We start from the raw sequence: 21,660 nt of genomic DNA on the forward strand, positions 1-21,660 counted from the left end.
GCCGGTCATGAAGCCACGCACGACGACGGCAGGCGAGTCCCGCCGTCGGGCCCGCCTTCCGTGGCGGGTTGCCCTGGCCGCCGCGGCGGCACTGCTGCTTCCGGCCTGCGCCCCGGCCATTCCAGCCGCCCCCTCTGCGCCGTCCACGCTCCAAAGCGCGGCAGGCGGGGATTCCACGCCCGCGGCAGCTGCGCCGCCCGGAGATACTGCCACGGTCCGCCCTCCCGCCGTGATCCCGGTGCGGCCGGCCACACTGCCGCCGGCCGATGCGGCGCCGCCTGTTCCGACCTCCCTCACGGTGGCCGGCACGTCAATCAACATGACCGTCGTACCCGTGGGTGTGGCGGATGGTGCAGCCATGGAACTGCCGGACACCTTCGACCAGGCCGGGTGGTACCGGTACGGGGCGGCCCCCGGAGCTGCCGCCGGGACCGCCGTGATAGCCGGACACATCGACACAAAATCGGACCAGGCACCGTTTTCCCGGTTGAAGACCCTGCCAGCGGGGACGATGATCCGCGTGGGACGCAAGGACGCGCCGGCCCTGACCTACCGGGTGGTCTCGGTTGACCTGATGGCCAAGGACAGTTTTGACGGCGATTCGCTGTTCCGCCGCGCGGGTCCGCACGAACTGAAGGTGGTGACCTGCGGCGGCCGGTGGCTGGACGAACGAATGGACTACAGCGACAATGTGATTGTCACTGCGGTTCCTCAGTGAGCGTTGATGAGGCCGTGGTTCTCGTCAACGGGGCCGGGAAGGAGTCCAGGTTGGCACTCCCTGACCAGGCGTCCTCCGGATGGGACGACGCGTTGACCTCCTCCTTCATCGCCGGCGATGAGCAGGTCCTGGCAGCGGCCTACCGTGAGTTCGCGCCGCTCGTGCAGACGCTTGCCCTCCGGGCCCTGCGGGACCGATCCGCGGCTGATGACGTCACGCAGGAGGTCTTCATCCGGGTATGGCGGTCCCGGGGCACGTTCAACCCCCAGGTGGCCCGGCTCCCCGCCTGGATCGTCGGGATCACCCGGAATGTCATCGCCGACGCCCACGCCGCTTCCACACGGGAAATCCGGAAGGTTCTGGCGGTCGCCGGGGTGCGGGGTTCCGGCGAGGCGGATCCGGGGCAGGAGGCAGCCGAGGTTCTGGCGGACAGGCTGCTCCTGGACGGCGAACTGGACAGGCTCGGTGAACCTCAGGGGTCCATCATGAAGCTCGCCTTCTTCGAAGACCTCACGCACGAACAGATTTCCCGGAGACTGGCACTTCCGCTTGGTACGGTCAAGAGCCATATCCGACGCAGCTTGTCGCACCTGAGAAACAGATTGGAGGTAGACCATGCCGCACCTTGATCCGGACCGGTTGAGCCTCCTTGCCCTGTATGACGACTGGCTGGACGACGAGGGCCGGGAGCATCTGCGCGGTTGCGCCGCCTGCTCGGCGGACTACGCGGCCCTGCGGCGCGCGGTAACCGCCGTGAAGGCGCCTGCTGACGCCAGCGGACTTAAGGTCCCCGGCCCGCAGGTGTGGGCCGGCATACATCGGGAACTGGGCCTGTCCCAGGCAGTGCAGGAAGATCCGCTGGCTCCCGAACCGGAGCAGCCGGCTGCGCCTGCGCCGCTCGCAGCACGTGCTGCGCGCCGCCGCCGGGACCGCTGGTGGCAGCGTCCCGGCACCTGGCTTGCCGCCGCTGCGGCCACGCTGCTTGTGGCCGGAGCCGGGCTGTGGGCGCTGAACCGGGTCCCGGAACCGCTTGCCCAGGCGACGCTGACACCGTTGGCCCAATACTCCGCCACCGGGTCGGCGAAAGTGGTCAGGGAGCCGGACGGTTCCCGGATGCTGGAAGTGAAACTCAGCAAGGACGAAGCCCGGGGCTACCAGGAAGTCTGGCTGATCGCTCCGGATCTCTCGCGCCTGGTCAGCCTCGGCGTGATGAATTCGGACTCAGGTACCTTCGAGGTGCCGGCCGGCCTGCAACTGGCGGACTTCCCCGTGGTGGATGTCTCTGACGAGCCGCTGGACGGGAACCCAGCGCACTCAACGGTCAGCATCGTCCGGGGCACGCTCAACTCCTGAGTCCGGGGCGCGTCCGCCGGGATATGCCTCAGATCAGGCCAAGTTCGGCAAACGCGTCCACCAGGCCTTCGCGGTGCGGCGGTGCCGCCACCCGGTCAGCCAGGGCGAGGAGCTCCGGCGAGGACCCTTCAATGGCGATGCCCACCCCCGCAAAAGCGATCATTTCCAGGTCGTTCTGACCGTCACCCACGGCGACGGTATTTTCCTGTTCGATGCCCAGCCGGGCGATGACGGCGGCAACGCCGTCGGCCTTGCTGATGCCGCTCTGGTAAAGCTCGCCCGAGTGCCGCCCCTCGTTGGCGATTGAATTGGCCACCACGGCAATGCCGGCGCCGATTTCCCGGGCAATCTGCTCCAACGGAACCGGTGCTTCGAACACCGAAATTTTGGCGAAGGCCGTGCCCGCGCGCTCTGACGTGGCGCGCACGGAGCCAAGGATGGCGGAGGAGCCCTGCGCATGTCCGTCCGGTGCGCGGCGGAAGTGCTCTTCGATGATGGCCCGCAGCCGCGGCTCGGCCTCCGGGGCGACATGCAGCGAATCCTGGGCTTCAAGGATGTAGACGGCCCGGTGCCCGTCCAGGACGGCCATCGTCCTGGCGGCGAGCCCGGCAGGGAACCGGCGGTTCAGCAGGACCTCGCCGTCCACTTCGGCGTAGGCGCCGGCACTTGCCACCAGGCCGTCAAAGCCGGCCGCGAGAATGCTCGCCGGCAGCATGGAGACAGGACGTCCGGTGCAGAGCAGGACCTTGTGCCCGGCCGAGCGCGCGGCACGGACCACCCGGACATGGCCCTCGGGGACCACCCCGTAGTCCGCGTAGGTGCCGTCGACGTCAAGGAAGATGGCACGGACGGTTGCTGTGGAGGCGCCTGCTGTGGAGGTGCCGGGGTGGAAGCTCATAATCCCGGATTCTACAGGGGCGTTCCCGCTCGAAGACCGGTCAGGCGGCTACGATGATGTGGCCGCCGGTTCCACCCCGGGGCGATACCCAAGGAGCAAGGAACGCTGAGATGGCACAGTCATACTTCCAGGTAGTGGTGCGCTACACGGTTAAGCCCGAGGAAACGGAAACCGTCCTTCGGCTGCTGGGCGAGATGGCTGCAGCCACCCGCGCGGAAGAAGCCAACCTGTCCTATGAGTTCTTCCAGAGCACGGAGGACCCCGCCCAGATCGTCATTCTGGAGCGCTACACGGATGCGGCCGGCTTTGCGGCCCACCGCAACTATGACCATGTCCAGAGCATCGGTGCATCCCAGATCATCCCGCGGTTGGAGCGCCGCACCATCCAGACTTTCGAAGCCACGGAATAAGCCGCGGAATAAGCCCGGGCCCCGGTCCAGGGCGGAAGCCGCTGGCCTCTGCCTGCGACGGCTGCTTCCGTGTCAGGATCAGTTATGACCCAACGCCTGATGCTGCTCGATACCGCGTCCCTGTACTTCCGCGCCTTTTATGGCCTGCCCGACACCATCCGCCGTGCCGACGGCACACCGGTCAACGCCGTCCGCGGCCTCCTGGACATGATCGCCAGGCTCACCACTGATTACCGGGCAACGCATCTGGTGGCGTGCTGGGACGACGACTGGCGGCCGCAGTGGCGGGTGGACCTCATCCCGACCTACAAGGCGCACCGGGTGGCTGAGTTGGTGGCGAATGCCCCCGACCTCGAGGTGGTGCCGGACGCCCTCGAGGCACAGCTTCCCATGATCCGCCGGGTGCTGGAGCTCGCCGGCATCGCCGTCGTCGGGGCTGCGGACCACGAGGCCGACGACGTTGTGGGAACCTATGCGAGCGCCGCCGGGCTTCCCGTGGACGTGGTGACGGGCGATCGGGACCTCTTCCAGCTTGTTGACGACGACCGCCAGGTGCGGGTCATCTATACCGCGCGCGGCATGCGGAACCTCGAGGTCCTGACTGACGCCGTCGTGGCCGGTAAGTACCGGGTGCTGCCCAAACAGTATGCCGATTACGCGACCCTCCGCGGCGACGCCTCGGACGGGCTGCCGGGTGTTGCCGGCATCGGCGAGAAGACGGCAGCGGCGCTCCTCGGCGAGTACGGCACGCTGGAGGGATTGCTGGCCGCGGCGGCGGATCCGGGGAGCGGCCTGTCCGCCTCTGTGCGGGCCAAGCTTGGCGCTGCCAGTGACTATCTCCAGGTGGCGCCTGCGGTGGTAAACGTGGTGCGTGATTTGGCGCTGCCCTCACTGGAGGAGGCAGGGGCGGCACTGCGGCCCGTCACCGGGGAACCGCGGACCGAACTTGAGCGGCTCGCCGTTGAGTGGAACCTGGGCGGCTCGATGGCCCGGCTCCTGACCGCCCTGGACCTTCGTGCGTGACGGCGTGCCCGTGACCTAATTTCTCTCGCGGATGTCCGGCACTAATCCGGGGCCGGCAGGAACCGGCTGTTCCGGATCCGGGACGGGCCGCAGGAGACAGAGACCGTCCGGATGTCCCACGGCCCGCGTTCCCGCAGCGGCGGCCGTCCGACCGCGACGTGGGGCACCCAATGGGGATACCGGAAGCCCAGGGCCGGCGAACCCAGAATGAAGTCGTCCACGTTGTCCACGAGGAGTCCGTCCAACAGTTCCCGCAGACCCTGGACCAGGGAAACCTGGTAGTCGTGCACGTGCTGCGGCACCTGCACTTCGAGTCCGGCAATCCGGCCGCCGCCCAGCGCAATCAGCCGGTCCGAGGTTGCGTCGAAGCCGTCCAGCGCAGGCAAGGAATACAGCCAGCGAACCGTTGCCCGGGCCGCGTGGTCTGCCGGGGTGATGCCCTTGGTCCAGTCCTCAATCTCGCGTGCCAGGTCCTCGAGGATGCCAACATGCAGCAGGGTCAGGTGAAGACCCTGGGGCTTGCGGAGCGACTCGACGAGGCCACCCAGTGACTCGTAGTCGGCCGGGCCGGAGCCCACCGCCAGAACCGGAACCTCCACGGTGATGCGCGGCGGCGGCGCTTGCATACGGACCTCCTCAGGCCAGTCTCCCGGCAGCCATTATCCTCCCGCAAGGAACCCCATGGCGCGGGAACCTATTGCCGATCAGAGCGCAAAGGTGTCGAATCAAAGTACACGATTCGGCCCGGTGCACGGCAGACGCCAGGAGGTTCCCATGTCAGTGAAAGGCGCAAAGGACGCGGCACGGATACCGGGGCGGAGCGGACCCGAATCGCGGCGGGGAGACGCTTCGGCCAGCCTCGCAGCAGACAGCCCGGGCCAGCTGCGCAACGTGGCCCTCATCGGGCACTCGGGCGCCGGGAAGACCCTGCTGATCGAGGCGCTCCTCGCCGCGCACGGCATGATTTCCCGCAAAGGCTCCATCGCCGACGGGACCACCATCAGCGACTCGGACCCCGCCGCCGTCCGGCAACAGCGCTCGGTGGGGCTTGCCGTGGTGCCGCTGGTCATCAACGACATCAAGGTGAACCTGCTGGACACGCCGGGCTATCCCGACTTCATCGGGGAACTGCGGGCAGGGCTGCGGGCGGCGGACGCGGCCCTCTTTGTTGTCTCTGCCGTGGATGGCATTGACGCCACCACCACGGCATTGTGGGGTGAATGCGAGCACGTGGGGATGCCGCGGGCCGTGGCCATCACCCGCGTTGACCATCCCCGGGCGGATTACGACGGGGTCCTGGCCGCCTGCCGGCAGGCGTTCGGCGAATCCGTGGTGCCGCTCTACGTCCCGGTCAGGAGCGGTGCCGAGATCACCGGACTGCTGGGACTGCTGCAGGGCACGGTTTCTGACTACTCCGAGGGGGAAGCAGGCACCCCGCCCCGGGACGCGGACCCCGGCGAGCTTGCCGGCTCGGAAGCTGCACGGGGCCAGCTGATCGAGGGGATCATCGCCGAAAGCGAGGATGAGACGCTGATGGACCGCTACCTCGGTGGCGAGGACATCGATACTGAGGTGTTGGTCACGGACCTGGAAACCGCCGTCGCCCGCGGTTCGTTTTTCCCGGTGGTTCCCACCTCGGCCGTCACCGGCCTGGGGGCCGCCGAACTCATGGAAGTCCTGACCCGGGCGTTCCCGTCGCCGCTGGAACGCGGGCTGCCCAAGGTCACGGATCTCTCCGGCGCTCCGGCGGCCGACCTGTCCTGTGATCCGGACGGGCCGCTGGCCGCAGAGGTGGTCCGCACCACCGTTGATCCCTTCCTGGGCCGGGTCTGCCTGGTCCGGGTATTTTCGGGCACCCTGCGGGAGGACACCCCGGTGCATGTTGCAGGGTTCGGGCTGGCAGACCGCGGCCACCAGGATCACGATACGGACGAGCGGGTCACACATTTGTACTCCCCGCTGGGCGCCAACCTCCGGCCCGTATCGCAGTGCGTTGCCGGGGACATCTGTGCCCTCGCCAAACTGGGAAGTGCCGAGACGGGCGACACCATCTCCGCCAGGGAACAGCCGCTGCTGCTGTCCACCTGGGAAATACCCGAAGCGCTGATGCCGGTGGCCGTGGAGGCTGACTCGCGCAGTGACGAAGATGCCCTGTCCCGGAGCCTGGCTAAAGTTGCCGCGGGGGACCCCACCTTGCGGGTGGAGCGGAACGCCGAAACACACCAGCTGATCCTGTGGTGCATGGGTGAGGCCCACGCGGACGTGGTGCTGGAGAGGCTGCGCGAGCAGGGCGTGAAACTGCATACGCAGGACGTGGTGACCCCCCTGCGGGAAACATTCGCCGCCCCCGCGGAGGGCCATGGCCGGCACGTCAAGCAGTCCGGCGGCCACGGCCAGTACGCGGTCTGCGACATCACTGTGGAACCGCTGGCGCGCGGTGGCGGGTTCGAGTTTGTGGACAAGACAGTGGGCGGGGTGATCCCCGGAACCTTCATCTCCTCCGTGGAGAAGGGCGTGCGGGCCCAGATGCAGAAGGGGCTTGCCGCCGGCTTCCCGGTGGTGGACCTGCGCGTGACCCTGCTGGGCGGCAAGGCCCACAGCGTTGATTCGTCCGACGCTGCCTTCCAGGCCGCCGGTGCCCTGGCGTTGCGGGAGGCGGCAGCGGCGGGCCGTATCCAGCTCCTTGAACCGGTCTCCTCGGTCAGCATCACCGTTTCGGACGAGCATGTGGGGGCCGTCATGAGCGACCTCTCCGGACGCCGCGGACGGCTGACCGGCACAGCCTCGGCAGAGGGCGAGCTGACCGAAATCAATGCCGACGTCCCGGACCAGGAACTGGTGCGCTACGCGGTGGAGCTGCGGGCGCTGACTGCGGGAACCGGCCGGTTCCGGCGCCGCTACCTGCGCCATGAGCCTGTACCCAGCAGCTGACAAGCCGCTTTGCCGTGAACGCCGCCGCCCGCAAGATCCAGCGCATCTACCTCACCCTCACGCTGGGCAACACCCTTGCGGCCTCGTTCATCTGGGGTATCAACACGCTCTTCCTGCTGGATGCCGGGCTGACCAACCTTGAGGCCTTCACCGCCAACGCATTTTTCACCGCCGGGATGGTGCTCTTTGAAGTGCCTACCGGGGTGGTCGCCGACGGCTGGGGGCGCCGGGCATCGTTCCTGCTCGGGACGGTCACACTGGCTGTGTCCACGTACCTCTACTACCTCCTCTGGCAGCTCTCCGCGCCGTTCTGGGCGTGGGCGGTGGTGTCGGTCCTGCTGGGCCTGGGCTTTACGTTCTTTTCCGGAGCCGTAGAGGCCTGGCTGGTGGATGCCCTGCATTTCTCGGCCTACGAAGGCAACCTGGAGACGGTGCTCGGGAGGGGCCAGATGGTGTCAGGCATCGCCATGCTGGTGGGCTCGGCGGCCGGCGGCGTGATTGCCCAGGCCACCAACCTGGGTGTGCCGTTCCTGCTGCGCGTCGGAGTGCTCCTGGCAATGTTTGCCGTGGCGTTCCTGCTGATGCATGACGTGGGGTTCACGCCGGAACGCTCCCCGCATCCGCTGCAGGCCACCAGGGCGGTGCTGACCGCATCCATCCACGGCGGCCTGAAGAACCCGCCCGTCCGGTACATCATGCTCGCGGCGCCGTTCAGCGCCGGCGTCGGCATTTACGTCTTCTACGCGCTCCAGCCGTTCCTCCTCGAACTCTTCGGTGACCCCCGGGCCTACTCCATTGCCGGCCTCGCGGCGGCCATTGTTGCCGGCGCCGAGGTGGTGGGCGGCTGGCTGGCACCGACCGTCCGGCGGCTGGTCCGCAAGCGGACCACGGTCCTGGTGGCCGCCGGTGCACTGGGCGGGCTCCTCCTGATGGCGCTGGGGTTCACCCGCCTGTTTTGGGTGGCATTGCTGCTGCTGACCCTGTGGGCGCTGGTCACCGCGGCAGCCACGCCCGTCCGGCAGGCCTACCTCAATGACATGATCTCCTCCAGGCAGCGGGCAACAGTGCTGAGCTTCGATTCCCTGATGGGATCCAGCGGCGGGATCGTGGTGCAGCCGCTGATGGGCCGGGCAGCCGACGTGTACGGGTACTCCCTGTCGCTGGCCCTGAGCGGGGTGATCGGACTGTTCGCGGTGCCGTTCCTGCTGGCAAGCCGCCGGCGGCGCTCGCCGGCCGACACCGCTACAGCCGCTTCTGAGGCACCCCTCTGACGCAGCGGCCGGACCATGTGAGGCGCCCTTGAGAGTGGCAGGGAGGGGGAGTAATCTGACGCAAACCACACTTCGCAAAAATTTTGACGAGGGAGCATCATGCCTACTTTGCGACGTCGAGTGGCTGCCGTCACGGCCGTCCTGGCTTTGAGCGTGACGGCAGGCGGCACGGGTACCTCCGCCTTCGCGGACGGCGGCCTGCACCCTGGAAAATCACCCACTGCCACCGGATACGGCGGTGCCGTGAGCAGTGTTGACGCGGACGCGTCCGCGGCAGCCCTGGGGGTTCTCCGCCACGGAGGCAATGCAGCGGACGCCGCAGTGGCCGCGGCCGCCACCCTGGGAGTCACCGAACCGTACAGTGCCGGGATTGGCGGCGGCGGCTATTTCGTTTTCTACGACGCCGGGACCGGCAAGGTGGAGACCATTGACGGCCGTGAGACCGCCCCGGAGACGATGCCCGCCAACGCGTTCATCAATGCCGCCACCAAAAAGCCCTACCCCTTCGCCGAGCTCGTCTCCAGCGGCGTCTCCGTAGGGGTTCCCGGCTCGCTCGCCACTTGGGAAAGGGCCTTGACGCGCTGGGGCACGCTGGGACTTGACGAAGCCCTGAAACCGGCCATCAAGGTGGCGGAGGACGGCTTCGTGGTGGACGAGACGTTCCGGCAGCAGACGTTGGACAACAAGGTGCGCTTCTCGGCGTTCACCCCGACCCGGAACCTTTTCCTGCCCGGTGGCGACGCTCCCGCCGTCGGAAGCGTCTTCCGCAACCCCGACCTCGCCGATACCTACCGCCTCATCGCCGGGAAGGGAACGGACGCCTTTTACTCCGGCGCGCTGGCCGAAGAGATGGCAGCCACCGTCCAGGCCCCGCCGAAGGACCCCGCCTGGGCGCCCCCGGCCAGCGCCCCGGGCACCAGCATCCCGGCCTTTCCCGGCTACCTGACGACGGCGGACCTCGCCGCGTACACCACGCTGGACCAGGACCCCACCCACGTTGAGTACCGCGGCTACGACGTGTACGGCATGGCGCCTTCCAGCAGCGGCGGCACCACGGTAGGGGAGGCGCTGAACATCCTGGAACCGTTCAACCTGGGCGGGATGTCGAGGCCGGCGGCGCTGCACCATTACCTTGAGGCCACCGCCCTGGCGTTCGCAGACCGCGGGAAGTATGTGGGCGATCCGGCGTTTGTGGACGTTCCCACGGCCGCCCTGACCGATCCGCTGTTCGGCAAGGAACGCTCCTGCGCCATCAATCCGGCAACGGCGGCTGCCAAGCCTGTTCCGGCAGGGGACGTGTCAACCTACGACGGCGTCTGCCCGGTGACCCCCGCGCTGGCTGCCCACGAGACGGACACCGAAAACCTCTCCACCACCAACCTGACCGTCGCCGACAAGTGGGGCAATGTGGTGGAATACACCCTCACCATCGAGCAGACCGGCGGTTCGGGCATCGTGGTTCCGGGCCGCGGGTTCCTGCTGAACAACGAGCTGACCGACTTCTCCTACGACTCCACGAACCCCGCGGACCCGAACCGGGTGGAACCGGGCAAACGGCCCCGGTCGTCCATGTCGCCCACCATCATCCTCAAGGATGACGAGCCGTTCCTCGCCCTGGGCTCACCCGGCGGATCCACCATCATCACCACCGTCCTGCAGACCATCCTGAACCGCGTGGACCTGGGCATGAGCGTGTCCGACTCCATTGCGGCGCCGCGTGCGTCGCAGCGGAACACCGCCAGTGTCACGGCCGAGCCCGGCTTCATCAGTGCTTACGGCAGCGGGCTGGCCCCGTTCGGGCACAAACTGGTGCCCGCCGGGGACGCCTTCACCTCGGCAGCGGAGATCGGTGCCGCCACGGCCATCGAGTTCGGCCGGAACGGGCGCATGGAGGCGGCGGCTGAACCTGCCCGGCGCGGCGGCGGTTCGGCGATGGTGGTCAAACCGGAACGGTAGGGTGCTACCGGCTCATTCCGGGACGGACGGCAACGAACTCGATTGCGGTCTGCACCTTCTTCTTCGGCCCGCGTGAAAAGCCCTTGGCGTCCAGCTGGTTTTGGGCGCGGTACACGGCCAAGGCTTCATCGTAGATCTCGTTGAGCCTGCTGCCCTTGAATTCTTCCTGTGAGCCGTCGGTGAAGGTGAGGGTCACCGGAACGGTGGCGGGAAAGTGCCGCTTCATGCGAATGAAGCCTTCGGAGTCCTGCTGGAGGTGAATCAAGGGGGCCCTGCTTTCATGGTTGTTGACTTCCAGTCTGACGCATCCGCCGGTACGGATGCTCATGGGGTTCACGACGCTCGGCGGATAGCGGGGACAATGGACAGGTGACTTCTCCGAGCAACCCGGGCGCCGCCGCGGCTGACGCTTCACACGGCGCTTCCGGGCACGGCCCCTTTGACCTGCAGGCGATCGCCGCAGGGCTGGCTTTCGAGGCCTCCCTTGCCGAGCTGGCCGGGGTGTTGCGGGCGGCCGGGCCGGCAGGCACCGCCGTGGTCCAGGCTCCGCCGGGTACCGGCAAAACCACCTTGGTCCCCCCGCTGCTCGCCAACCTCGCAGCAGGCCCCGGTCTTCACGCCGGCCCCGGGGGTTTGCGGGTGGTGGTCACCCAGCCCCGGCGCGTTGCCGCCCGTGCGGCGGCCCGGCGCCTGGCTGCCCTGGACGGCACACCGGTGGGGGACCGCGTCGGGTACACCGTCCGCGGCGAACGCCGGGCCGGGCCCCGCACGCTGGTGGAGTTTGTGACTCCGGGAATCCTGCTGCGCCGGCTCCTGGATGACCCCGGGCTCGAGAGCACCGGTGCCGTCATCCTGGACGAGGTGCACGAACGCGGTCTGGAGACTGACCTGCTGCTGGGCATGCTTGGCGAGGTCCGTCAGCTCCGCGGGGATCTCACCCTGGTGGCCATGTCCGCCACCGTGGACGCGCCGCGGTTCGCTGCCCTGCTCGGCGGCCCTGGCAGTGGAGGAGGAGAGCCCGACGGCGGCGGTCCGGCTCCCGTCGTCGACTGCCCGTCAGCCCTGTACCCCCTGGAGGTTCAGTGGGCTCCGCCGGCCGCCGCACGCCTGGACGGCCGAGGCGTGGCACGCGGGTTCCTGGACCATGTGGCGGACACGGCGGCGAATGCCCACGCCGCCAGCGTGCTACGGGATGCCGGCACCGATGCCTTGGTGTTCGTTCCGGGGGCCTGGGAAGTCTCGTATGTTGCGGGCCGGCTCCGCGGCAGGGCGGCCCCCGGAACCGAAGTGCTGGAGCTGCACGGCCAGGTCGGCCCGGCCGACCAGGACAGGGCCGTGTCCGGACGCCGGCCCGGTGGCCCGGCACGCATCATCGTTTCCACCGACCTCGCCGAATCGTCCCTGACCGTGCCCGGCGTGCGGCTGGTCATCGACTCCGGACTGACCCGGGAACCCCGACGGGATGCCGCCAGGGGGATGTCCGGATTGGTGACCGTCTCCTGTTCCCGGGCCTCCGCGGAACAGCGGGCCGGCCGTGCGGCGCGGCAGGGACCGGGGCGCGTAGTGCGCTGCTACGACCAAAAAAGCTACGGTGCAGCTCCGGCGCACGTCACACCCGAAATCAACGTTGCGGACCTCACGGGCGCAGCGCTGACGCTGGCCTGCTGGGGTTCGCCCGGGGGCGAAGGGCTGTCCCTCCCGGATAAACCACCCGCCGCGGCCATGGCAGAGGCCGTCGAGGTTTTGCGGGAACTCGGTGCCGTGGCAGGTGACGGGAACCCCACCCGCCTGGGCCGAACGTTGGCCAGGGTCCCGGCCGATCCCAGGCTGGCCCGCGCGCTACTGGACGGTGCCGTGGCCGTGGGCCCTCACGAGGCGGCTGAAGCCGTGGCGCTTGTGGCAGGGGACCAGCGGGCCCCGGGGGCTGACCTTACAGCTCTTCTTTCGGCCCTCCGTGCAGGCAGGGAGCCTTCCGCCCGGCGCTGGACGGAGGACGTCCGCCGGCTGGAAACCATCGCGCGCAAGGAAAGCGCCGCCGTCGGCCCTTCGGTGATCACTGCTCCGGTTTCCGCAGCCGAGTCCCTGGGCCTCGTCGTCGCCTTGGCGTTTCCGGACCGGGTGGCGCGCCGGGTGCCGGGGGAGGGGCCAGCGCGCTACCTGCTGTCCTCCGGGACGCGAGCGGGTCTGCCGGCCGGGAGCCCGCTGTCCGGGTCTGAATGGCTGGCCGTGGCTGAGGTGTCGCGCGCCGCTGGCCGCGACGCAGCCGGGACCGGTGCGCTGATACGTTCCGCCGCCCCGCTGACGGCCGACCTGGCCCAGGCAGCCGCCGGGCACCTGCTCGCCGAAACGGTTGAAGCGAAGTTCGGTCAGGGCAGGGTCACGGCCCGGCGCGAACGTCGGCTCGGGGCCATCAGCCTGTCCTCCACCCCGGTCCGGCCGTCGCCCGCGGAGGGGCGGTCCGCAGTGGCCCGCGCGCTGTCCGGGGAAGGGCTGGGAGTCATTGGATGGTCGACGGCGGCAGACGCGTTGCGCCGCAGGCTAGCCCTCCTGCACCGCCAACTTGGCGCGCCATGGCCTGACGTGTCCGAGCGGGCGCTGCTGGCGGCCCTCGACACCTGGCTGGGGCCTGAGCTTGAGAAGATGGCCGGTGGCGCTAACACCAGCGGCATCGACCTCACCGACCCCCTGCGGCGGTTGCTGCCCTGGCCGGAGGCAGCCCGCCTGGGCGAGTTGGCCCCGGAGTCGCTGAAGGTGCCCAGCGGATCGATGGTCCGGATCGACTACCCCGACGTGGCGGAAGAACCGGGTGGGGACCGGGGACCGGACACGGACGACGGCGGCCGGCCCGTGGTGGCGGTCAAGCTGCAGGAGTGCTTCGGCTGGGCCGAGACGCCGCGGCTGGTGGACGGCAGGGTCCCGGTCCTCTTCCACCTCCTGTCCCCGGCGCGGCGGCCGCTCGCGGTGACAGACGACCTGGCGTCGTTCTGGTCCGGGCCCTACGCGCAGGTGCGGGCCGAGATGCGGGGCCGCTATCCCCGGCATCCCTGGCCGGAGGACCCTTGGACGGCGCAGGCAACCGCGAGGACCAAAGCCAGGATGTGAGGGCTTCGGCGTATCGTCGTGGTGCCCGCAGTGGCCGAACTGGGGCACTTTGACACGGACACGCCGCACATTGTGCCGTTTCGGGCCAGGTCACCGGCCAATGTGGCCGACGACGGTGCTCCTGACAGCCCGGGCAGGGTGGCGAGACTCACCCACTGTTGGCCGCCAGTGCTGTACGAGGCCGCCGCTTGATCAATAGTTTAGCCGCGGGGCCGCATGAAGTCCGCGACGGCCGGCGCCAGGGACGCGCCGATCTCCGCGGCGTCACGCTTCTTTCCTGCCACGGCAAAGGAATGGTCGCCGCCGTCGATCCACTGCAGCACCGCTGACGGACCAATCCGGGACACCACGCCCTCCAGGAGTTCCCGCGTTGCGAAGGTGTCGCGGGAGCCCTGCAGGAACAGCATGGGCCGCGTGAGGCCATAGAGGTGTTCGTCGCGGATCTTCTCAGGCTTGCCTGGCGGGTGCAACGGATACCCGAGGTAGATGAGCCCGGCAGCGTCCATTCCCTCCGCCACGGCCATGGAGGCCATCCTCCCCCCGAACGATTTGCCGGCAGCCCAGACCGGTCCCGTATCGCCGTGGGACTGCGCCTGGCGGGCGGCCTCGTCCATGGCAGCGCGCCACGTGGCGATCGCCACCGGCGGCCTGTCCGGGAACTTCCTGCCCGCCCCACGGTAGGGGAAGTTAAAGCGCAAGGTGGCAACGCCGTCGTCGTTCAATGCCCGGGTGAACCCGCCCATGAAGGGGTGCTCCATTCCCGCGCCTGCACCATGGGCAAGGACCAGGGTGGCGAAGGGGCGCGCCGGACGGGCGTACAGCCCGGAGACGTCAAGGTCGCCGACGTGGATGGTGACCGGGGCTTCTTCTGCGGGCATGGTTCCATCATGCCGGACCAATGCAGGGGAGTGGGGTAGGTTGTCCCCATGGCGAGCGAACAGACCACCCTCACTGTCCCGGGCCCCAACGGCGAGCGCGAGATGCGCATCTCCAGCCCCAGCCGGGTTCTGTGGCCCCAACTGGGACTGACCAAGCTTGACCTGGCTCGCTACACGGTTGCGGTGGGGGAGGCGTTCATCGCTGCCAACGGCGGCCGGCCCGTTGCCTTGCAGCGGTACTCGGACAACGTTGAAGGCGACCAGTTTTTCTCGAAGAACCCGCCCAAGGGAACCCCGGAGTTCGTCCGCACGGTGAAGGTGACTTTTCCCAGCGCACGTTCGCATCCCATGCTGGTGCTGGACGAGCCTGCCGCCGCCGTCTGGGCCGTCCAAATGAACACGGTGGTGTTCCATCCGTGGCCCTCCCGCGCGGAGAACACAGACAACCCGGACCAGCTCCGCATCGACCTTGACCCCCAGCCGGGCACCGACTTTGACGACGCCGTGCCCGCCGCACTCGGCCTGAAGGAGGTACTGGGGGAGGCAGGCCTGGACTGCTTCATCAAGACCTCCGGCAACCGCGGGCTCCACGTCTACGCGCCCATTGAGCCGCTGCACGAATTCCTGGAGGTCCGGCATGCCGTGATCGCCGCCACCCGGGAGCTGGAACGCCGGATGCCCGGGAAAGTCACCACGGCCTGGTGGAAAGAGGAACGCGGGGAGAAGGTGTTTTTGGACTACAACCAGGCCAACCGGGACCGGACCATCGCCGGCGCGTACAGCCCCCGGGCACTGGCCCACGCCCCGGTTTCCTGCCCTGTCACTTGGGACGAGCTGGAAAGCATCAACCCGAAGGACTTCACCATCCTCACCGTCCCGGACCGGCTGAAAACCGCAGGCGACCCGTGGGCGGACATGAACGCAAACCCCGGCACCCTTGAGACGCTGCTGGGCTGGTGGGACCGGGACGTGAAGGCCGGTCTCGGCGAACTTCCGTTCCCGCCCGACTATCCGAAGATGCCGGGCGAGCCGCCCCGCGTGCAGCCAAGCAGGGCACGCAAACCCGAATAAGGACGGAAAGGGCCGCCTATTCGAAGCGGGACGGATCTCCCGCGCCGCGGCGCACCACCTCTGCCACCCCGCTGGAAAAATCCACCACCGTGGTGGGCTCCGATCCGCAGTCGCCGGCATCAATCACGGCATCCACCTCGTGGTCCAGCCGCTCCTTGATCTCCCACCCCTGCGTCAGCGGATCCTCTTCGTCAGGCAGCAGCAGCGTGCTGGACAGGATCGGTTCGCCCAGCTCAGCGAGCAGGGCCTGCACCACCCGGTTGTCCGGGATCCGTACGCCCACGGTCTTTTTCTTGGGATGCAGCAGCCTGCGCGGCACTTCCTTGGTGGCCGGGAGGATGAACGTGTAGCTGCCTGGCGTGACGGCCTTGATGCTGCGGAACACGTCGTTGCCGATGTTCACGAACTGGCCCATTTGGGCGAAATCCTTGCAGACCAGGGTGAAGTGGTGCTTGGCGTCCAGCTTGCGGATGGCCCGGATCCGGTCCAGCGCATCCTTGTTGCCCAGCTGCGCGCCCAGCGCGTAGCAGGAGTCCGTGGGGTAGGCGATCAGCCCGCCGTCGAGCAGCATCTTGACGGCCTGCGTGATCGCGCGCGGCTGGGGATCGTGGGGATGAACATCAAAGTATCGGGCCATGCTCCTGAGCCTACGTCCCGGCAGCCGATTAGTGCATCAGACGGGTGCGAGGATGGGCTCATGACGCTCAATGGGGAATCACTTCTGGAGGGGCCGCGGGGACGGCGGCTGTGCCTTGAGCTGGCGATGGCGTTGGACCCTGACATCAGGCTGATGGTCTTCCAGCTTGGCTACGATCTTGATTCGGGCCGTGGAACCTCCCGGGTGCTGCTCACCGCTGTTTCCGCGGACGACGCCGGAGGTCCCCGGTTCAGTCCGTCACCTGAGGGGGTGGCAGCCGGGCTCGCGGCCTTGGATCTGACCGGGCTTACGGACTCGCTGCTGCAGGAGACCCTTGAGCGATCGGTTGATTCCGCAAGGTACTGGCAGGAGCCCGACGGCGAGGACGTGCTTGCAGGACTGCCGGTGATCCGTGCGGCCCTGCGGCCCTTGGCCGGGCAGGTCCTTATGGCGCCTGGAGTGCAGTGGTGGGACGAGGGCCGCGGCCCCGAACAATGGGCCATCGACTGGCGGTCGGCGGCGGACCCGGCCCCGTTGACGGTGCCGCGGCCAAGTCTGGCCGAATGGGTGGCGCGGGTACGTGACGGGGAGGAACGGGCGGTGCACGAACTCCCCACCGACCCGTACGCTCCCGTGTCCGGAGGCTGGTGGTCCGTTCCGCCGGGCCCCCTCCGAACCGTAGGCCGCCTTCCGGCGGGTCTAAACCTCGTGGAGGACTCGCTCGGCTGGGAGGTTGCCTCCACGATTCCTGTCCGTGGTGCGGGCCGGACGCTCGAGGTCCGGAGCCCGCGGGACTGGACATCCCTGTGCAGTGCGTTTCCGCTCGACGTCACGGCGTCCCGGCGCCATGACTGGTTCCGTACCACCGGCCGCGATGGGCGATGGGTGATCCCCGACTGGGAACGCGTGGCGGAGGAGTGGGACGCCGTGCATCTGACGGTCCTGGGCTACCTCAGCGGGGCAGGGCGCGCGCTTCCGGTCAGCCCCGGCACGGCCACCGTCATCGCGGGCTGGGACCCGGACAGCACCATCTGGTTGACGGATGCGGCCCGTGTGGAAGCTGGCCCGGCGGAGTCCTGGGTCCAGGAGTCCCAGGACCGGTCCTGGCACCAGACGCATTAGAGTCTGCAGGCCTGCTCAGCCCTCTTCAAAGGTAGTTGGAATTGCGGCAGGATGGGGACTGTTCCAACACCTATCCGCCCAGTCTGCAAGGAGAACCCGCCATGCCTACGACCCTCAATCCGTACCTTGGTTTCCGTGACAATGCGCGGGAGGCCATGACCTTCTATCACTCGGTATTCGGCGGCGACCTGGCCCTCAGCACCTTTGGGGAGTTCCATGCGAGCGACGATCCTGCCGAAAAGGACAAGATCATGCACGGCATGCTGACCACCCCCGGCGGCCTGGTCCTAATGGGGTCTGATACACCCAACAGCATGGACTACACACCCGGCAGCACCATTTCAGTTTCGCTGAGCGGCGATGACGAGGCGGAACTGCGCGGCTACTGGGACAAGCTCTCGGGGGAGGGCGGGACCGTGACTGTTCCGCTGGAACCCGCGCCCTGGGGCGACATGTTCGGCATGTGCACTGACCGGTTCGGGACCGCCTGGCTGGTCAACGTCAACGGTGCCGGTGAGGCCGCAGCCCCTTCGTCCTAGCAGCGCCAAACGAGTACGGCACAAACACGTAAGGCCCCCTCTGTTGAGGGGGCCTTACGCGGTGGTACCTGGAGCTAGATCCATTTCGGAGCGGCTGGCACGGTGTCCAGGGGCGCTCCGTTTTGGGTGGCGGTGACGCCGTCGGTTCCCCGGCCGGTCGCCCACCGGGCCACGCCGGCCAGCGGACCGGAGATCACCAGGGGAGCGTCCGGGCCGGCACTGCCGAATTCAAGCTCCGGTTGCCGGCCGGTGACCTTGAGGAGGAGCCCCGTGTCGGTGCCCCGGGTCTTCCACGCTCCGGTGATGTCTTTGAGCAGGCGTTCGAGCACCGGTGCCGGGATGTCGGAAAAGGTCGCCCCGTTGTTCAGGTCCACGGCGTGGGTCCAGACCTCGCGGGTGCGCATCCAGACTGTTTCCTCGGCGGGGACAATGCGGCCCTGGGCGGTCTTGACTTTGTGGTGCCAGGCGTCAGCAGGCAGATCGCGCCATTCGACGTTCAGGTGCACGGCGGAGTGGTCAAAGAGGTGCCGCAACGCGATCGCAGGGAGGGTGGCCCCGAAATTGATTTCGTGGTCGCGGATCTCCGTGGACGCGTACATGGGTGTTTCCACCCCGGTGGCCGCCCACTCAATCAGCCTGGCGATGGCGCGGGCGTTGTAGCCGATGTGCGCGGTGACATGGCGGCGGGACCAGCCCGGCAGCAACGAGGGGCCGTCGAGGTCCGCGTCGGAAAGCTCGTTGAGCTTGCGCGCGAAGAACGCGGTCCCACGCCGGGCCTGCAGCAGCGATTCGAGCAGCTGCGGGTCCGACGTTTGGTCGTGGCGCGCGACCATCAGGCTTCCTTGACCACGCGGTTGTTCAGCTGGCCCAGGCCCTCAATGGTGGTGACCAGGAGCTGGCCTTCCTGCAGGTACCGCTTCGGGTCCTGGGCGTGGCCCACGCCGCCGGGGGTGCCGGTGGCAATAACGTCGCCGGGGTTCAGGGTGATGATGGTGGAGATGTAGGACACCAGGAACTCCGGGGTGAAGACGACGTCGTTGGTCGGGGTGGACTGCTGGACTTCACCATCGACGGCGGTGGTCATGAGGCCGCCGCTGAACTCGTCCTTGGTGACCAGGGCGGGGCCGAACGGGGTGGACTTCTCCCAGGTCTTGCCCTGCAGCCACTGGATGGTGCGGAACTGGTAGTCGCGCATGGACACGTCGTTCAGGACGGCGTAGCCGGCGATGTGGTCGGCGGCGTCGGCTTCGGAAATCCGGCGGCCCTTCTTGCCGATCACGACGGCGAGCTCGGACTCCCAGTCGACCGTGTCGGATTCCTGCGGCAGGGCCAGGTCATCGTTCGGGCCGATCAGGGATTCCTGGTACTTGGCGAACAGGGTGGGGAACTCGGGAACTTCCCGGCCCATTTCCTTGATGTGGTTGCGGTAGTTGTGGCCCACGCAGATGATCTTGCCCGGTGCGGGGACAACGGCCTCAAGGTCGGCGCCGTCGAGCGGGTGGGTGGCCCCGGATGCGGCCTGCGCGATGGACTCCCAGTTGGTGTCTTTCAGGAGCGCTCCGACGTCGGAGAACCCGTCGATTTCGGTCAGGGTGTCGCCGTCCTGGCGGACAGCCTTCGTGCCTTCAGCGGTACGGAGGGTGAGGAGTTTCATGCGTTCTTGCGTCCTTCGGTGTAGGTGCGGTTAAAGTTCAGCCGTTCAAAAATTGGGGCGTCGCTGAATCGGAACAGATCGAATTCCGTCTCTGCCTGCAGGGACCATTCCGTCCAGGACGGGACCACAAACAGGTCGCCCTTGTCCAGGGTCCTGGTCTCGCCGTTCAGGACTACACTGCCACGGCCCTCGAAGACCTGCCAGACGCTGGAGCCGACCTCATGCAGGGGTTCGGTGGACGCGCCGGCCCGGAAGCGGTGGAATTCGGCCCGGATGGTGGGCATCACGTCGCCGCCAGTGGTCGGGTTGGTGTAGCGGACGGCAGCATGGCCCTGGGACACGGTGGCCGGGTGGCCCTCGTCTTCGAGGAGGAGCTGCTCGCGGAGGGCGGCGTCGGTGTACTTCCACCGGTACGCGGCGATGGGGGAGCTGGTGGTGTCATCCAGGCCCGAGAGGGGGCGCAGGCCGGGGTGGGCCCAGAGCCGCTCGGAGCGGGAGATGTCCGGGGTCGCCTCGTCCGTGACGCGCTCGGTGCCGAACTCGAAGAAGCCGGCATCGGCGTAGTGCACAAACGGGATATCCAGGCCGTCAATCCAGGCCATCGGCTCGTCGGTGTCGTTGTGGTGGCCGTGGAAGTTCCAGCCCGGAGTGAGCAGGAAATCTCCGCGGGACATCCGCACCGGATCCCCGTTCACCACGGTCCAGACGCCCTCGCCCTCAACCACGAAGCGGAACGCGTTCTGGGAGTGGCGGTGCTCCGGGGCGGTCTCGCGGGCGCCGAGGTACTGAATGGCGGCCCACAGCGTCGGGGTGGCGTAGGCGGTGCCGGCCAGGCCCGGGTTGGCGAGGGCGATTGCGCGGCGTTCCCCGCCACGGCCCACGGGGACCAGATCCCCGGCACGGGCGGCGAGGGGGTACAGGTCACTCCACCGCCAAACGTGCGGCACAGCCTTGGGCGACGGCACCATCGGCATCAGGTCCGCGATCTGGGTCCACAGCGGGATCAGGTTCTCGCGGTCGAAATCCTTGTACAGCTTGGCGAGCTCCGCGGCCTCTTCGGGCGTCGGCTCAGGCACGGTGTGCCCCGCGGCTACTGATTCGTGGGTCGTGTTCTCGGCGCTGATGGACACGTCGGCCTCCTTTAAGGTCAAAACACTATTTCTGCGTAGTCAGACTCTACGGATCCGGCGTTGTGACCCCCAACATATTCTGCCAGTCAGAATTAGTGCCGGAGGGAGGATCCGTCGTCAGTCCGCGTCGGCCGGATTGGCGGCGATGTCAATCTCCAGCTGCCGGCAGGTTTCCCGCAGGGCCGGGACGAGTCCGGCGTCAAAAACCTTGCGGAAACGCGTGGCGGGAGTGGCGACGCTCAGGGCGCCGACAACGTGGCCGTGCCGGTTGTGCAGGGCCATGCCCAAAGCGCTGACGCCCTCCTCCGTGCCTTCGAAATTGGCGGCGAAGCCGTTGGCGCGGATGGTATCAAGTTCCCGCAGGAACGCCGGGTAGTCCTCGGCGGCAATGGTGTCGCCGCCGATCTCCGCGTTGTTGCTGCGGAACAGCTGGTCAATCAGGGGGCCTTCGAGTTCCGCCAGCATCACTTTCCCGCCGGAGGTTTTGTCCGCCGGCATCACCGTCCCCTGCCGGTCGCCGATCCGCAAGACATTGTTTCCCTCCACGGTGGCCAGGAAACGCACCTTGGTTCCCACGCGGACCATCAGGTTGACCGTCTCGTTGAGGCGGGCGGAGAGCAGCTCCATATGCGGCTGGGCAAGGCTGCGGAGCAGGCGGGACCAGCTCAGCCCGGCCGGGCCCACCCCCATGGCCGGCCCGGGAACGTACCGCCGGGTCTCATCCTGGATCGCGAACCCCCGGTACACCAGCATGGCCAGCAGGCGGTGAGCGGTTGACGGCGCCACACCCAGCTCCTCGGCGGCGTCCTTCAGGCGCAAGGTCCCGCCGTCGCGCAGCAGCTGCAGCAGCAGCAGCGCGTTATCCACCGCCTCGATGGAATAGGTGGGCCGCTTTTGCAGCGGCTTCCTGGCTGACCGGGCAGCCGGACTGGACGCCGGGCGTGGGGGTGGGTTGTTCTGCACATCA

21 protein-coding genes are annotated in these 21,660 nt (G+C 68.1%); 12 read left to right on the forward strand and 9 right to left on the reverse strand.

Annotated elements, in window-relative coordinates:
* The first annotated feature begins 7 nt into the window (after positions 1-7).
* Genes SBP01_RS08990 through SBP01_RS09000 form a run of 3 tightly spaced genes read left to right on the forward strand, consistent with a single transcriptional unit; the run spans position 8 to position 2,071 of the window.
* Positions 8-718, forward strand: a complete 711-nt coding sequence (locus SBP01_RS08990; RefSeq protein ID WP_320538172.1) for a class F sortase — start codon at positions 8-10, stop codon at positions 716-718.
* A gap of 50 nt (positions 719-768) precedes the next feature.
* A complete protein-coding gene (locus tag SBP01_RS08995; protein WP_275216271.1) occupies positions 769-1,347 on the forward strand; it encodes an RNA polymerase sigma factor in 579 nt (192 codons plus the stop codon).
* Positions 1,334-2,071 carry an anti-sigma factor domain-containing protein gene (locus SBP01_RS09000; protein ID WP_320538173.1) on the forward strand — a complete coding sequence of 246 codons (738 nt, stop codon included), beginning with the start codon at positions 1,334-1,336 and terminating at the stop codon, positions 2,069-2,071. Before SBP01_RS08995 ends, SBP01_RS09000 begins: the two co-directional genes overlap by 14 nt.
* Before the next feature lie 28 nt (positions 2,072-2,099).
* On the opposite strand, the gene SBP01_RS09005 is transcribed toward SBP01_RS09000, so the two are convergent.
* Positions 2,100-2,969, reverse strand: coding sequence for an HAD hydrolase family protein (locus SBP01_RS09005; RefSeq protein ID WP_275216274.1), 870 nt, complete (start codon positions 2,967-2,969; stop codon positions 2,100-2,102).
* 110 nt (positions 2,970-3,079) lie between these two features.
* Here SBP01_RS09005 and SBP01_RS09010 point away from each other — a divergent pair, with 110 nt between their 5' ends.
* Together SBP01_RS09010 and SBP01_RS09015 are read left to right on the forward strand one after the other, a co-directional pair.
* Positions 3,080-3,379 (forward strand): putative quinol monooxygenase, encoded by a 300-nt coding sequence (locus SBP01_RS09010; RefSeq protein WP_275216276.1) that lies wholly within the window; start codon positions 3,080-3,082, stop codon positions 3,377-3,379.
* 84 nt (positions 3,380-3,463) lie between these two features.
* Positions 3,464-4,402, forward strand: a complete 939-nt coding sequence (locus tag SBP01_RS09015) for a 5'-3' exonuclease (protein WP_275216277.1) — start codon at positions 3,464-3,466, stop codon at positions 4,400-4,402.
* A gap of 41 nt (positions 4,403-4,443) precedes the next feature.
* Here the strand turns inward: SBP01_RS09015 and SBP01_RS09020 are convergent, their stop codons facing one another.
* Positions 4,444-5,028 carry a hypothetical protein gene (locus SBP01_RS09020; protein ID WP_320538174.1) on the reverse strand — a complete coding sequence of 195 codons (585 nt, stop codon included), beginning with the start codon at positions 5,026-5,028 and terminating at the stop codon, positions 4,444-4,446.
* 148 nt (positions 5,029-5,176) lie between these two features.
* Here SBP01_RS09020 and SBP01_RS09025 point away from each other — a divergent pair, with 148 nt between their 5' ends.
* The 3 genes from SBP01_RS09025 (at position 5,177) to SBP01_RS09035 (ending at position 10,560) form a co-directional block, all read left to right on the forward strand.
* Complete coding sequence (locus SBP01_RS09025) at positions 5,177-7,333, forward strand: elongation factor G-like protein EF-G2 (RefSeq protein ID WP_320538175.1); 2,157 nt, start codon at positions 5,177-5,179, stop codon at positions 7,331-7,333.
* 14 nt (positions 7,334-7,347) lie between these two features.
* Entirely contained in the window at positions 7,348-8,604 is a 1,257-nt protein-coding gene (locus tag SBP01_RS09030; RefSeq protein ID WP_320538176.1) for an MFS transporter, read from the forward strand.
* Positions 8,605-8,703: 99 nt separating this feature from the next.
* Complete coding sequence (locus SBP01_RS09035; protein ID WP_320538177.1) at positions 8,704-10,560, forward strand: gamma-glutamyltransferase family protein; 1,857 nt, start codon at positions 8,704-8,706, stop codon at positions 10,558-10,560.
* A gap of 4 nt (positions 10,561-10,564) precedes the next feature.
* Here the strand turns inward: SBP01_RS09035 and SBP01_RS09040 are convergent, their stop codons facing one another.
* Complete coding sequence (locus SBP01_RS09040; RefSeq protein WP_320538311.1) at positions 10,565-10,825, reverse strand: hypothetical protein; 261 nt, start codon at positions 10,823-10,825, stop codon at positions 10,565-10,567.
* Positions 10,826-10,929: 104 nt separating this feature from the next.
* Here SBP01_RS09040 and hrpB point away from each other — a divergent pair, with 104 nt between their 5' ends.
* Positions 10,930-13,662 carry an ATP-dependent helicase HrpB gene (hrpB, locus tag SBP01_RS09045; RefSeq protein ID WP_414004283.1) on the forward strand — a complete coding sequence of 911 codons (2,733 nt, stop codon included), beginning with the start codon at positions 10,930-10,932 and terminating at the stop codon, positions 13,660-13,662.
* A gap of 200 nt (positions 13,663-13,862) precedes the next feature.
* Here hrpB and SBP01_RS09050 read toward each other — a convergent pair whose 3' ends face one another.
* Complete coding sequence (locus SBP01_RS09050) at positions 13,863-14,540, reverse strand: alpha/beta family hydrolase (protein ID WP_275215099.1); 678 nt, start codon at positions 14,538-14,540, stop codon at positions 13,863-13,865.
* 48 nt (positions 14,541-14,588) lie between these two features.
* Between SBP01_RS09050 and ligD the strand changes: the two genes are divergently transcribed.
* Positions 14,589-15,611 (forward strand): non-homologous end-joining DNA ligase, encoded by a 1,023-nt coding sequence (ligD, locus tag SBP01_RS09055; protein ID WP_320538179.1) that lies wholly within the window; start codon positions 14,589-14,591, stop codon positions 15,609-15,611.
* A gap of 16 nt (positions 15,612-15,627) precedes the next feature.
* Here ligD and SBP01_RS09060 read toward each other — a convergent pair whose 3' ends face one another.
* Positions 15,628-16,248, reverse strand: a complete 621-nt coding sequence (locus SBP01_RS09060) for an L-threonylcarbamoyladenylate synthase (RefSeq protein WP_320538180.1) — start codon at positions 16,246-16,248, stop codon at positions 15,628-15,630.
* Between the two features lie 60 nt (positions 16,249-16,308).
* On the opposite strand from SBP01_RS09060, the gene SBP01_RS09065 reads away from it, so the two are divergent.
* Complete coding sequence (locus tag SBP01_RS09065; protein ID WP_320538181.1) at positions 16,309-17,370, forward strand: hypothetical protein; 1,062 nt, start codon at positions 16,309-16,311, stop codon at positions 17,368-17,370.
* Between the two features lie 101 nt (positions 17,371-17,471).
* Positions 17,472-17,909 carry a VOC family protein gene (locus tag SBP01_RS09070; protein WP_275215095.1) on the forward strand — a complete coding sequence of 146 codons (438 nt, stop codon included), beginning with the start codon at positions 17,472-17,474 and terminating at the stop codon, positions 17,907-17,909.
* A gap of 74 nt (positions 17,910-17,983) precedes the next feature.
* On the opposite strand, the gene SBP01_RS09075 is transcribed toward SBP01_RS09070, so the two are convergent.
* The 4 genes from SBP01_RS09075 to SBP01_RS09090 form a co-directional block, all read right to left on the reverse strand.
* The gene (locus tag SBP01_RS09075; protein ID WP_320538182.1) at positions 17,984-18,742 is read right to left on the reverse strand and encodes a maleylpyruvate isomerase family mycothiol-dependent enzyme; all 759 of its coding nucleotides are present in this window, start codon (positions 18,740-18,742) and stop codon (positions 17,984-17,986) included.
* Positions 18,742-19,563 carry a fumarylacetoacetate hydrolase family protein gene (locus SBP01_RS09080; protein ID WP_320538183.1) on the reverse strand — a complete coding sequence of 274 codons (822 nt, stop codon included), beginning with the start codon at positions 19,561-19,563 and terminating at the stop codon, positions 18,742-18,744. Before SBP01_RS09080 ends, SBP01_RS09075 begins: the two co-directional genes overlap by 1 nt.
* Positions 19,560-20,693, reverse strand: coding sequence for a cupin domain-containing protein (locus SBP01_RS09085; RefSeq protein WP_320538184.1), 1,134 nt, complete (start codon positions 20,691-20,693; stop codon positions 19,560-19,562). Before SBP01_RS09085 ends, SBP01_RS09080 begins: the two co-directional genes overlap by 4 nt.
* Before the next feature lie 117 nt (positions 20,694-20,810).
* Positions 20,811-21,656, reverse strand: a complete 846-nt coding sequence (locus tag SBP01_RS09090) for an IclR family transcriptional regulator (RefSeq protein WP_275215091.1) — start codon at positions 21,654-21,656, stop codon at positions 20,811-20,813.
* Between the last annotated feature and the right edge of the window lie 4 nt (positions 21,657-21,660).

Source organism: Pseudarthrobacter sp. IC2-21 (assembly GCF_034048115.1).
In the GTDB taxonomy this organism is placed as follows: domain Bacteria; phylum Actinomycetota; class Actinomycetes; order Actinomycetales; family Micrococcaceae; genus Arthrobacter; species Arthrobacter naphthalenicus.

Excerpts from the sequence above, each read along its gene's own strand:
- SBP01_RS08990 (WP_320538172.1), top strand. The coding sequence starts at position 8 with ATGAAGCCACGCACGACGACGGCAGGCGAGTCCCGCCGTCGGGCCCGC.
- SBP01_RS09000 (WP_320538173.1), top strand. The coding sequence starts at position 1,334 with ATGCCGCACCTTGATCCGGACCGGTTGAGCCTCCTTGCCCTGTATGAC.
- SBP01_RS09005 (WP_275216274.1), bottom strand. The coding sequence starts at position 2,969 with ATGAGCTTCCACCCCGGCACCTCCACAGCAGGCGCCTCCACAGCAACC.
- SBP01_RS09010 (WP_275216276.1), top strand. The coding sequence starts at position 3,080 with ATGGCACAGTCATACTTCCAGGTAGTGGTGCGCTACACGGTTAAGCCC.
- SBP01_RS09015 (WP_275216277.1), top strand. The coding sequence starts at position 3,464 with ATGACCCAACGCCTGATGCTGCTCGATACCGCGTCCCTGTACTTCCGC.
- SBP01_RS09020 (WP_320538174.1), bottom strand. The coding sequence starts at position 5,028 with ATGCAAGCGCCGCCGCCGCGCATCACCGTGGAGGTTCCGGTTCTGGCG.
- SBP01_RS09025 (WP_320538175.1), top strand. The coding sequence starts at position 5,177 with ATGTCAGTGAAAGGCGCAAAGGACGCGGCACGGATACCGGGGCGGAGC.
- SBP01_RS09035 (WP_320538177.1), top strand. The coding sequence starts at position 8,704 with ATGCCTACTTTGCGACGTCGAGTGGCTGCCGTCACGGCCGTCCTGGCT.
- SBP01_RS09050 (WP_275215099.1), bottom strand. The coding sequence starts at position 14,540 with ATGCCCGCAGAAGAAGCCCCGGTCACCATCCACGTCGGCGACCTTGAC.
- ligD (WP_320538179.1), top strand. The coding sequence starts at position 14,589 with ATGGCGAGCGAACAGACCACCCTCACTGTCCCGGGCCCCAACGGCGAG.
- SBP01_RS09060 (WP_320538180.1), bottom strand. The coding sequence starts at position 16,248 with ATGGCCCGATACTTTGATGTTCATCCCCACGATCCCCAGCCGCGCGCG.
- SBP01_RS09065 (WP_320538181.1), top strand. The coding sequence starts at position 16,309 with ATGACGCTCAATGGGGAATCACTTCTGGAGGGGCCGCGGGGACGGCGG.
- SBP01_RS09070 (WP_275215095.1), top strand. The coding sequence starts at position 17,472 with ATGCCTACGACCCTCAATCCGTACCTTGGTTTCCGTGACAATGCGCGG.
- SBP01_RS09075 (WP_320538182.1), bottom strand. The coding sequence starts at position 18,742 with ATGGTCGCGCGCCACGACCAAACGTCGGACCCGCAGCTGCTCGAATCG.
- SBP01_RS09080 (WP_320538183.1), bottom strand. The coding sequence starts at position 19,563 with ATGAAACTCCTCACCCTCCGTACCGCTGAAGGCACGAAGGCTGTCCGC.